Source organism: Streptomyces spinoverrucosus, from assembly GCF_006539505.1.
In the GTDB taxonomy this organism is placed as follows: domain Bacteria; phylum Actinomycetota; class Actinomycetes; order Streptomycetales; family Streptomycetaceae; genus Streptomyces; species Streptomyces spinoverrucosus.
Genome location: NZ_BJND01000030.1, coordinates 13150 through 24803 on the forward strand (window position 1 = coordinate 13150; position 11654 = coordinate 24803).

Here is an 11654-nt window from a genome sequence, read left to right on the forward strand (position 1 = left end):
CCCGATGCCGCTGATCTAGCCGATGCCGCTGCCCTGACCGACGTGCCTGCGGGCCCGCAGGGCGAGGCTCAACGCCAGCACCGTCTGCGGGTCGTCGAGGTCGGTGCCCAGCAACTCACCGATGCGGGCGAGGCGGTTGTACAGCGTCTGCCGGTTGAGGTGCAGCTCGCGGGCCGTCTCCGCCTTGCGTCCGGCGTGCGCGAGATAGGTCTCCAGGGTGGGCAGCAGCGGCGGCTTGGCACGGCTGTCGTGGTCCCGGACCGGACCGATCGCCCGGTCCACGAAGGCGGCCAGATCGGGATGGTCCCGCAACCGCCACAGCAACAGGTCGATGTCCAGCCGGCGGGCGTCGTACCAGGGCCGGTCCGTGAGCCCCTGCGCGGCGGTCGCCGTCTCCGCCGCGTGCCGCAGCCCCGCCGACGCCGCCGCCCAGCCGCCGGCCACCCCGACGACCACGACCGGCGGCTGCGCCCCCGGACGCTGCATCCCGGCCCGCTCCACCCCGGCCCGCAGCGCCGCCGCGACCCGGTCGGCGACCGCCGAGCGCTCCGACTCCGAACGCAGGCCGAGCAGCACCAGGACGCGGCCCTCCACCGGTCGTACGCCGAGCAGGACAGGCACGCCCACCGAGGCCAGCTCCTCCGAGACGGCGCGTGCCAGCACCGCCCAGCCGCCGCCCGGCGCCAGCGCGTCGCCCAGCCGCATGACCACCGGCAGCAACGGGCTGCCGCCCGGTTTGAAGCCCAGCACGCGCGCTTGCGCCGGGGCGTCCTCGGCGGTGATCCGGCCCTCGGCCAGGTCGGTCAGGAAGTCGCCGCGGCCGCGCGCGGCCAGCTCCTCCTCCTGGCGGGCCTGCATCAGCACCACGGCCAGGATGCCCGCGGTCCGCTCGGCGGCGATCCGGTGCACCGGCGCGAGCGGCGCGCGCACCGGCAGCAGCACCAGCCTCGCCCGCACCGAGCCAGTGCCGGGGCCCGTGCCCGGGCCGCTGCCCGGCACGTCCACCAGCACCGACCCGGCCGGCGGGGCGTCCTTGTGCTGGCCGCGCAGCCCCTCCCACACCTGGAGCGGTTCCGCGCCTTCAGGCCCGGCCCCGGCGGCGTACAGCAGCTGGCCGTCGGTGGTCTCCAGGAAGACCGGGTTGCCGCTGAAGTCGGCCAGGATGCCGAGGACCTGCGGGATGCCGCCACCGCCCAGCAGGGCCTCCGTGCAGCGGCGGTGCACCTCCTCGGCGCGCTGGAGCAGCGCGTAGTGGCCGTTGACGATCTCGGTGTGGATCTCCTCGGTGACCGTCACGAACGGCACCTCGCGGTGCAGCTGGACCAGCGGCAGCCCGGCCGTGCGGGCCGTCTCGACCAGGGCGGCGGGCAGCCGGGTGAAGCGGGGGCCGAGCTCGACGACCAGGGCCGCGATACCGCGCTCGGCCAGGGTGCGGACGAACGCGCGCTGGTCCGCGGGGCGGGTGCCGAGGCCGTACCCCGTGGTCAGCAGCAGTTCTCCGCCCTTCAGCAGCGAGGCGATGTTCGGCACCTCGCCCGCGTGCACCCAGCGCACGGTCCGCTGCAGCCGCTCCGCACCCGCGAGCACCTCGGGGAGCCCGCTGCGCAGGCCGGGCAGCTCCAGCGCCCGTTGAACGGTGATCCCGGCGCCCGTGCTGTCGAATCGGCTGTCCATGCAGCGGACGCTACCTGCGCGGACGGCTCGGTGACAGTTCCGGGGGGAGCACGGAGACGATCACGTGCCCGCCAGGCCTACAGGGGCCTGATGTTGTGGTTGAAGCGGAAGACGTTGTCCGGGTCGTAGCGCCGCTTCACCACGCCCAGCCGCCACATGTTGTGCGGGCCCAGTCCGGCCCGTACCCGGTCCCGTCCCTCGTCGCCGACGAAGTTGAGGTTGACCGCGCCGGTGCTCCACGGCCGGACGGCGGCGCGGACGTCCCGCACCCAGCCCATGCACCGCTCGTCGTCCGCCGGGTCCGTCCAGTGACCGAAGGGATGCACGGCCCAGGCCGCGTTCCGGTACGGCACCGGGTGGTCGGCCGGGGCGTCGGCGACTGCGCCGCCCAGCGGGAACAGCAGGTACCGGGTGCCGGTCGGCGCGGGCAGGGTGTCCGCGAGGGCGCAGAAGACGTCCACGAAGTCGTCCGGCGCGCCGGACAGATACTCCGCCGACCAGTGGTTGCGCAGGCCGGGCGGGGCATCGAGCAGGCACTGGACGTCGGCGTACGGGACGGCGGTGACGACCTCCGACTCGTGCGGCAGCGCCAGCAGCGGCTCGGCCAGCTTGCGCAGGTCCTCCTCGGAGCCCGCGTACGTCAGCAGCACACAGCACAGCAGCCTGCCGACCAGCGACGCCGGTACGAACTCGGCGGCCGGGCCGGTCCGGCAGACGACGGCTCCACTCGCCTCCAGTGGGCCGGAGCCGATGACCTCCCGGTAGGTGCGGATCGCCTCGCGGGCGTGCTCCGGGAGGTACAGCACGCGGGCGAGGGCGAACTCCGGCACCTCGTACAGCTTCAGGGTGAGGGCGGTGGCGATGCCGAAGTTGCCGCCGCCGCCGTGCAAGGCCCAGAACAGCTCCGGGTTTTCGTCGGCGTTCGCGTGCATCCGCTCGCCGGTCGCGGTGACCAGCTCGACGCCGAGCAGGTTGTCGGCGGCGAGGCCGCAGGAGCGCTCCAGCCAGCCGCTGCCGCCGCCCAGCACAAAGCCGGCGACGCCGGTGGTGGAGGCCCGGGCGCCGGTGGTCGCCAGGCCGTACGGCTGGGTCGCGCGGTCCAGCCGGCTCATGGTGGCGCCGCCCTCGACGCGGACCGCCTCGGCCGCGGGGTCGACGGTCACGCCGTGCATCCGGCGCAGATCGACGACCAGCCCGGCGTCGTTCGTCCCCATGCCCGCGACGCTGTGCCCGCCACCGCGCACCGCGATGTTGAGGTCCAGCTCCCGGGCGAACCGCACCGCCCGGACGACGTCGGCCTCGTGCGCGCACTGCGCGATCACGGCGGGCCGCCGGTCGATCATGGCGTTGAAGACGGCCCGGGCCGCGTCGTATCCCGGATCCCACGGCGCGAACACATCGCCGTCGAGATCCTCGCGAAGCTCGACGAGGGCAGTGTGCGCCTTGGAGGACATGACCGCCCCCTTCCCGGGAAGGGCAGGTGAGCTTCCAGCCTAGGCGGGCCCGGCCCTCACAGCCTGCTCAGCCGCCGTACGCCCCCGAAGCCGTCAGGCGCAGGGCCGTGTCGATCAGGGGGACGTGGCTGAAGGCCTGTGGGAAGTTGCCGACCTGGCGTTGCAGGCGCGGGTCCCATTCCTCGGCGAGGAGGCCGAGGTCGTTGCGCAGTGACAGGAGCTTCTCGAACAGCCGGCGGGCCTCGTCGACGCGGCCGATCATCGCCAGGTCGTCGGCCATCCAGAACGAGCAGGCGAGGAAGGCGCCCTCGTCGCCGGGGAGGCCGTCGACGCCGGCGTCCTCGCCGGAGGTCGGGTAGCGCAGGATGAAGCCGTCCGGCGTGGACAGCTCGCGCTGGATGGCCTCGATGGTGCCGATGACCCGCTTGTCGTCCGGCGGCAGGAAGCCCATCTGCGGGATCAGCAGCAGCGAGGCGTCCAGTTCCTTCGAGCCGTAGGACTGCGTGAAGGTGTTGCGCTCCTTGTCGTAGCCCTTCTCGCACACGTCCCGGTGGATGTCGTCGCGCAGCTCGCGCCAGCGCTCCAGCGGACCGTCCGCGTCGCCGGACTCCAGCAGCTTGATCGTGCGGTCGACGGCGACCCAGGCCATGACCTTGGAGTGCACGAAGTGGCGGCGCGGACCGCGCACCTCCCAGATGCCCTCGTCCGGCTCCTGCCAGTGGTCCTCCAGGTAGCGGATCAGCTTGAGCTGGAGCAGTGAGGCGTAGTCGCTGCGGGCCAGGCCGGTCATGTGGGCCAGGTGCAGGGCCTCGGTGACCTCGCCGTACACGTCGAGCTGGAGCTGGTGGGCGGCGCCGTTGCCGACGCGGACCGGCGCGGAGTTCTCGTACCCGGGCAGCCAGTCCAGCTCGGCCTCGCCCAGCTCGCGCTCACCGGCGATGCCGTACATGATCTGCAGGTTCTCCGGGTCGCCGGCGACCGCGCGCAGCAGCCACTCGCGCCAGGCGCGGGCCTCCTCGCGGTAGCCGGTGCGCAGCAGCGAGGACAGGGTGATCGCGGCGTCGCGCAGCCAGGTGTAGCGGTAGTCCCAGTTGCGTACGCCGCCGATCTCCTCCGGGAGGGAGGTCGTGGGGGCGGCGACGATGCCGCCCGTGGGGGCGTACGTCAGGGCCTTCAGCGTGATCAGCGAGCGGATCACCGCCTCGCGGTACGGGCCGTGGTACGTGCAGTGCTCGACCCACTCGCGCCAGAAGTCCTCCGTCGCCTCCAGCGACTGCTCCGGCTCCGGCAGCGGCGGCGGCTGCTTGTGCGAGGGCTGCCAGGAGATGGTGAACGCGATCCGGTCGCCGGGCGCGACCGTGAAGTCCGCGTACGTGGTCAGCGCCTTGCCGTAGGTCTCGGTGGAGGTGTCGAACCACACCGAGTCCGGGCCGGCGACGGCCACCGTCCGCCCCTCGTGCTTGTGCACCCACGGCACGATCCGGCCGTACGAGAAACGCATCCGCAGCGCCGACCGCATCGGCACCCGGCCCGAGACGCCCTCCACGATCCGGATCAGCTGCGGGGCCCCGTCACGCGGCGGCATGAAGTCGATCACGCGGACCGTGCCGCGCGGGGTGTCCCACTCGGATTCCAGGATCAGCGAGTCGCCGCGGTAGCCCCGGCGCGCGGCGGTCGGCGGCTCGGCGTCGGCCGCGTGCGCGGGGCCGATCCGCCAGAAACCGTGCTCCTCGGTGCCCAGCAGACCGGCGAAGATGGCATGCGAGTCGAAGCGGGGCAGGCACAGCCAGTCGACTGTGCCGTCCCGGCAGACCAGAGCAGCGGTCTGCATGTCTCCGATGAGTGCGTAGTCTTCGATGCGCCCGGCCACGTGCAACTCCAGTCGAACGGCCACGTAGCCCCATAGGGGGCTTTCGCTAGTGCGGTCAAGGGGTGGTTGTAATGCGTCGTTGAGCAGTGAAGTAAAACCGTCGCGCTGCCCTGAGGCAAAACGACCGTCGTCGCTCAACGATCTGACGAGCTCGTGTTGTTCCGGTGCTTACGGGCTGGGGTGGTGCCGTGTTGCCGGCCGACTCGGCAGCGAGTGTCCGAGCAGGATACGACGCACGTAGATGATCTGCGTGCCGCTCCCGGCAACGCGCCTGCGCCGAACGAGTGAGCACCGGGTGAGAAACAGGTGAGCGGTACGCATACGTGGCGGGCCGTGCGCGGAGCGTGGGCGGGCGCCATCGGGCCGCCGCGCTGATACCCTGGTAGCCCGTGGACCGGTGGGCACGAAACCCCCGAACCGCAGCGACGGCACCCCCGGCGACGCCCGGCACGGCAGCCGCACCGCACCCCCAGACCGAGACCACGGGAGCCTCCTCTTGGCCATGCCGCCCAAATCTTCGACGACCAAGCACATCTTCGTCACCGGGGGTGTCGCCTCTTCTCTCGGCAAGGGTCTGACCGCCTCCAGCCTGGGCATGCTGCTCAAGGCCCGGGGTCTGCGCGTCGTGATGCAGAAGCTCGACCCGTACATCAACGTCGACCCGGGCACGATGAACCCCTTCCAGCACGGTGAGGTGTTCGTCACCAACGACGGCGCCGAGACCGACCTGGACATCGGCCACTACGAGCGCTTCCTCGACCGCGATCTGGACGGCTCCGCCAACGTCACCACCGGCCAGGTCTACTCGACGGTGATCGCCAAGGAGCGGCGCGGCGAGTACCTGGGCGACACCGTGCAGGTCATCCCGCACATCACGAATGAGATCAAGCACCGCATCCGGCGCATGGCGACGGACGAGGTGGACGTCGTGATCACCGAGGTCGGCGGCACGGTCGGCGACATCGAGTCGCTGCCGTTCCTGGAGACCGTCCGCCAGGTCCGTCACGAGGTCGGCCGCGACAACGTCTTCGTCGTCCATATCTCGCTCCTGCCGTACATCGGCCCCTCGGGAGAGCTGAAGACGAAGCCCACCCAGCACTCGGTTGCGGCCCTGCGCAACATCGGTATCCAGCCGGACGCCATCGTGCTGCGCTGCGACCGCGAGGTGCCGACCGCCATCAAGCGCAAGATCTCGCTGATGTGCGACGTCGACGAGGCCGCCGTCGTGGCCTGCCCCGACGCGCCGTCCATCTACGACATCCCCAAGGTCGTGCACTCCGAGGGCCTGGACGCCTACGCCGTCCGCCGCCTCGACCTGCCGTTCCGTGACGTGGACTGGACGACCTGGGACGACCTGCTCGACCGGGTGCACAGCCCGCAGCACGAGATCAACCTCGCGCTCGTCGGCAAGTACATCGACCTGCCCGACGCCTACCTCTCGGTCACCGAGGCGCTGCGCGCGGGCGGCTTCGCCAACAAGACCCGCGTGAAGATCAAGTGGGTCACCTCCGACGACTGCAGGACCCCGGCCGGCGCCGAGGCGCAGCTGTCCGACGTGGACGCCATCTGCGTCCCGGGCGGCTTCGGCGACCGCGGCGTCTCCGGCAAGGTCGGCGCCATCCAGTACGCCCGCGAGAACAGGATCCCGCTGCTCGGCCTCTGCCTCGGCCTGCAGTGCATCGTGATCGAGGCCGCGCGCAACCTGGCCGGCATCGGCGACGCCAACTCCACCGAGTTCGACCCGGCCACCGCCCACCCTGTCATCTCCACCATGGCCGAGCAGCTCGACATCGTCGCGGGCGAGGGCGACATGGGCGGCACGATGCGCCTGGGCATGTACCCGGCCAAGCTGGCCGAGGGCTCCATCGTGCGCGAGGTGTACGACGGCAAGGAGTACGTCGAGGAGCGGCACCGGCACCGCTACGAGGTGAACAACGCCTACCGCTCGGAGCTGGAGAAGAAGGCCGGCATCCTCTTCTCGGGCACCTCCCCGGACGGCAAGCTCGTCGAGTACGTGGAGTACCCGCGCGACGTCCACCCGTACCTGGTCGCCACCCAGGCGCACCCGGAGCTGCGCTCCCGGCCGACGCGTCCGCACCCGCTGTTCGCCGGGCTGGTGAAGGCCGCGGTCGAGCGGAAGAACTCGAAGTAACACACCGGTTGTACGGTGGCCGGGGTGCAAATCTTCAAAGGTGAGCACCCCGGCTTGTTTGTGCACGTCCGGTAGTACGTCTGGAAGGGCAGGGCATGACGATCAAGGACACCCGCGAGGAGTGGGAGATCCGGGCCACGGACACCCCCTTCGTGGGCAACAAGACCTCGGTCCGCACGGACGACGTGGTCATGCCCGACGGCACGGTCGTGCGCCGCGACTACCAGGTCCACCCCGGCTCGGTGGCGGTCCTCGCCCTCGACGACGCCGGCCGGGTGCTGGTGCTGCGCCAGTACCGGCACCCGGTGCGCCAGAAGCTGTGGGAGATCCCGGCCGGCCTGCTCGACGTGCCCGGCGAGAACCCGCTGCACGCCGCGCAGCGCGAGCTGTACGAGGAGGCGCACGTCAAGGCCGAGGACTGGCGGGTGCTGACCGACGTCTACACCACGCCCGGCGGCTGCGACGAGGCCGTGCGCATCTTCCTCGCCCGCGAGCTGTCCGAGGCCGACGGCGAGCGCTTCGAGGCCGAGCACGAGGAGATCGACCTGGAGCTCGCGCGGGTCCCCCTCCAGGAGCTGGTACGCGGCATCCTGGCCGGTGAGCTGCACAACAACTGCCTCGTGGTGGGCGTCCTCTCGCTGGTCGCCGCCCAGCAGGGCGACGGGCTCGACGCGCTGCGCCCCGCTCAGGCGCCGTGGCCGGCGCGTCCCTTCGAGATCTAGCCGCCGTATGCCGCACCCCACGTGCTGCGGTGTGACGATCGCCTGATCCGATCGGGGGACGTGCCCGCCGTGCTCCGCATGGTTCGTCGCAGAGCGTGAACTAGGCTCTTGAAACGCCCGAACCCGGAGTCCCGGCGGGTCTTTGCGCGTGCGGTTGGACGGGAGTGTGGCCCGTGGCGGATCAGGCGGTGGAGCCAGACGGCGTGCAGGTGTCGGTCACCTCCGCGCAGAGCCAGTTCCTGGGCCGCACACGGGAGTTGAAGGAACTGCGCGCCGACATCGAGCGTGCGGGACTGGACACCCTCTCCGGCCGCAAGGCCCCCCGCGCGCGCGTGCTGCTGATCGCGGGCCGACCGGGCTCCGGCCGTACGGCCCTCGCCGAGGAGCTGGTACGACAGGTCGCTCGCCGTTATCCCGACGGGGTGCTGCGCGCCCGGCTCAGCGAGCCCGACGGCACCCCCGTGCCGATGACCCGCACCGCGGGCGACCTGCTCACCGCCCTGGGCCTGCCGACCCCGCCCGGCGCCGCCGAGGACGACCTCACGGCGGCGCTCCGCGAGGGCCTGACCGGCCGCCGGGTCCTGCTCCTGCTGGACGACGCGGCCGACGCCGAGCAGGTCGACGCTCTGCTGCCGGACGCCCCGGACTGCCTGGTCGTCGCCGTCGCCCAGGGCCCGCTGACCGGCATCTCCGACGTCCGCCCGTGCACCCTCGGGGGCCTCGACACCAAGTCCGCCGTCGAGCTGCTGTCCCGGCACACCGGCTCCGTCCGGATCACCGTCGACCCGCGGGCGGCGGAGGGACTCGTCGAGGCGTGCCAGGCTCAGCCGGCCGCGTTGATGATGGCCGGCGGCTGGCTCGCCGCCCGCCCGCAGGCGGCCGTCGCCGACCTCACCAAGCACCTGCACTCCCAGGGCGACGACGGCACAGCGCTCAGCCGGGTCTTCCGGCTGGCCTACGCCGCGCTGCCCGGCTCCGCCGCCCGGATCCTGCGCCTGCTCTCCCTCGCCCCCGCCGGCCGCGTCGACCCGCACACCGCCTCCGCGCTCGCCGGCTGCTCGGTCAACGGCGCCCGGCACACCCTGGAGGACTTCGTCGCCCTGGGCCTGCTGCGCAGAAGCGGCTCGCCGCTGGCGGAGTACGAGGTGCCCGGCTGTCTGCACCCGCTGCTGCGTGCCGTCACCGAGGCCGAGGACCGTCCCGGCGAGCTGCAGCTGGCCCGCGCCCGGATGCTGGAGCGTACGGTACGGCTGCTGCAGTCCTGCCGGGCGATCACCGAGACCGACAACCCGCAGGCCCGCGAGAAGCTGGCCGGCACCCCGCGCGCCCTGCGCTTTCCCACTCCCCGGGCGGCGGCCGACTGGCTGCGCCTGCGCCGCCCGGCCCTGCTCGCCTCGGCCCGGCTCGCGGTCGCCGACGGGGAGCTGGACACGCTGGCCCGGCGGCTGATGTCCCAGTTGGTGCGGGCGATGGTGGCCCACTTCGGGATGCAGGCCGCCGCCCCCGACCTGTACGGCATCCACCGGCTCGTCCTCGACGTGGCCGAGCGCCGGGACCTGCCCAGGGAGCAGGCGGCGGCGCTGCTGAATCTGGGCGATCTGGACGCCAGTACCGGCCGGACGGCCGACGCTCTGGTCCGTTACCGGGCCGCGCTGGACGCCGGACGCCGGGCGAACGACCCGTATGCGACCGGTCGCGCGATGGAATCCGTAGGGGGCGCGCACCAGGAGCTCGGGGATCACGACCGGGCCGCCGACTGGTTCGGCCGGGCCCTGGCCGAGCGGCTGGCCCGCGGGGAGCGCGAGGAGGCCGCCCGGCTGTACGGCCGGATCGCGACCGCGCACACCTACGCGGGTCACTACGGCGAGGCGCAGCGCAACTGGCGGGCCGCCACCGCCGGGTACCGCAAGCTGGGCGATGTGGCCGCCCACGCCCGGGCGTTGAGCGAGCTGGCGCGGGTCCAGGAGTACGCGGGGCGGCCCGAGGAGTCGTTGCGTACCTGCCAGGAAGCCGTGGAGTGGGCGCGGCGCGCGGAGGACGTGCGCCTGCTGGCCGCGCTGCATCTGCGGCTGGCCGACACGTTGGAGCGTCTCGGTGATCCCACGGCCGCCCTGCTGCACCGCAGCGCCGCCGAGCGCATGCTGGGGGAGGAGATCCAGGAGGACGAAACGCCAGATCCAGCCACGGAACAAGACGCTAACGCCTGCGAAATCCGTAGTACATCCGCAGAAGATTGATGCAATGAAAGGCTAGACAGCGGGAACGCCTTCATTAGACTGGCTCTGCCGCACGTTCTCCTGCGGTGTCTCCCGGTGTGCCCCGTGCATCCGGGTATGTCGCGTAATACACCCCCTCTGAGCCAAGGACCGTGATCGACGTGAAGGTCGGCATCCCCCGCGAGGTCAAGAACAACGAGTTCCGGGTGGCCATCACCCCCGCCGGCGTGCACGAGCTGGTGCGCAACGGCCACCAGGTCGTCATCGAGCGCGGCGCCGGTCTCGGCTCCTCGATCACGGACGCCGAGTACGTGGCCGCCGGCGCGCAGATCCTGGAGACGGCCGACGAGGTGTGGGCCTCTGCCGACCTGCTGCTGAAGGTGAAGGAGCCCATCGCCGAGGAGTACCACCGCCTCCGCAAGGACCAGACGCTCTTCACCTACCTGCACCTGGCTGCCTCCAAGGAGTGCACGGACGCCCTGCTGGAGTCCGGCACCACCGCCATCGCCTACGAGACCGTCGAGCTGCCCAGCCGCGCGCTGCCGCTGCTCGCCCCGATGTCCGAGGTCGCGGGCCGCCTCGCCCCGCAGGTCGGCGCCTACCACCTGATGCGCGCGGCCGGCGGCCGTGGTGTGCTGCCGGGCGGTGTGCCGGGCGTGACCCCGGCCAAGGCCGTCGTCATCGGCGGGGGCGTCTCCGGCTGGAACGCCACCCAGATCGCCGTCGGCATGGGCTTCGAGGTGACCCTGCTGGACCGCGACATCAACAAGCTGCGCGAGGCCGACCGGATCTTCGGTACCAAGGTCAAGGCGATCATGTCCAACTCCTTCGAGCTGGAGAAGGCCGTCCTCGACGCCGACCTCGTCATCGGCGCGGTGCTCATCCCCGGCGCCAAGGCCCCGAAGCTCGTCACCAACGAGCTGGTCTCCCGGATGAAGCCGGGAAGTGTCCTTGTCGACATCGCGATCGACCAGGGCGGCTGCTTCGAGGACTCCCGCCCCACCACGCACGCCGAGCCGACCTTCCGGGTCCACGAGTCGGTCTTCTACTGCGTCGCCAACATGCCCGGCGCGGTGCCGAACACCTCCACGAACGCCCTCACCAACGCCACGCTCCCCTACATCGTGGAGCTGGCCAACCGCGGCTGGGTCGAGGCACTGCGCCGTGACCCGGCACTGGCCAAGGGCCTCAACACGCATGACGGCAAGGTGGTTTACCGCCAGGTCGCCGAGGCGCACGGGCTGGACCACGTGGAGCTTGAGTCCCTGCTCGGCTGAGTCGCTCGGCTAAGTCACCTTTTCGTAAAGGCGATACGTCAACATCGGTCGTCAACCGCCAGCACCCGGCCGGACCTTGCCCGACAAGGTCCGGCCGGATGTGTGTATGGTCACTTTGCGACGCTCGGTCAACTCGCCTCGAACGTAACCCTTGAACCGATTCGCACACCGGTGAAACCTGCCGTGCGACGGTCGTACGCCCTTGACAGAGGGATGTTTCATTGCCGACACATCCTGCCGGGTCCGGCGGATTGTGTTGCTGCGGACGCCCGACACGCCATAGAGTCGC

General features: G+C 71.7%; 7 protein-coding genes. 4 read left to right on the forward strand and 3 right to left on the reverse strand.

The window, feature by feature from the left end; genetic code table 11:
• Positions 1–15: 15 nt before the first annotated feature.
• From SSP24_RS21320 to SSP24_RS21330, 3 genes are all read right to left on the reverse strand, one after another.
• Positions 16–1674 (reverse strand): PucR family transcriptional regulator, encoded by a 1659-nt coding sequence (locus SSP24_RS21320; protein ID WP_141311270.1) that lies wholly within the window; start codon positions 1672–1674, stop codon positions 16–18.
• A 77-nt stretch (positions 1675–1751) separates the two neighbouring features.
• Positions 1752–3128 carry an FAD-binding oxidoreductase gene (locus SSP24_RS21325; RefSeq protein WP_141311271.1) on the reverse strand — a complete coding sequence of 459 codons (1377 nt, stop codon included), beginning with the start codon at positions 3126–3128 and terminating at the stop codon, positions 1752–1754.
• Between the two features lie 67 nt (positions 3129–3195).
• A complete protein-coding gene (locus SSP24_RS21330) occupies positions 3196–4998 on the reverse strand; it encodes a glycoside hydrolase family 15 protein (protein ID WP_174864684.1) in 1803 nt (600 codons plus the stop codon).
• Between the two features lie 502 nt (positions 4999–5500).
• On the opposite strand from SSP24_RS21330, the gene pyrG reads away from it, so the two are divergent.
• The 4 genes from pyrG to ald all read left to right on the forward strand — a co-directional run bounded on the left by pyrG (position 5501) and on the right by ald (position 11365).
• Positions 5501–7150: a CTP synthase gene (gene pyrG, locus SSP24_RS21335; protein ID WP_141311272.1), complete on the forward strand. Its 1650-nt coding sequence runs from the start codon at positions 5501–5503 to the stop codon at positions 7148–7150.
• 95 nt (positions 7151–7245) lie between these two features.
• Positions 7246–7872 (forward strand): NUDIX domain-containing protein, encoded by a 627-nt coding sequence (locus SSP24_RS21340; protein ID WP_141311273.1) that lies wholly within the window; start codon positions 7246–7248, stop codon positions 7870–7872.
• Positions 7873–8045: 173 nt separating this feature from the next.
• The gene (locus SSP24_RS21345; protein WP_141311274.1) at positions 8046–10109 is read left to right on the forward strand and encodes a tetratricopeptide repeat protein; all 2064 of its coding nucleotides are present in this window, start codon (positions 8046–8048) and stop codon (positions 10107–10109) included.
• Positions 10110–10240: 131 nt separating this feature from the next.
• Entirely contained in the window at positions 10241–11365 is a 1125-nt protein-coding gene (ald, locus tag SSP24_RS21350) for an alanine dehydrogenase (RefSeq protein ID WP_167529649.1), read from the forward strand.
• The last annotated feature ends 289 nt before the right edge of the window (positions 11366–11654 follow it).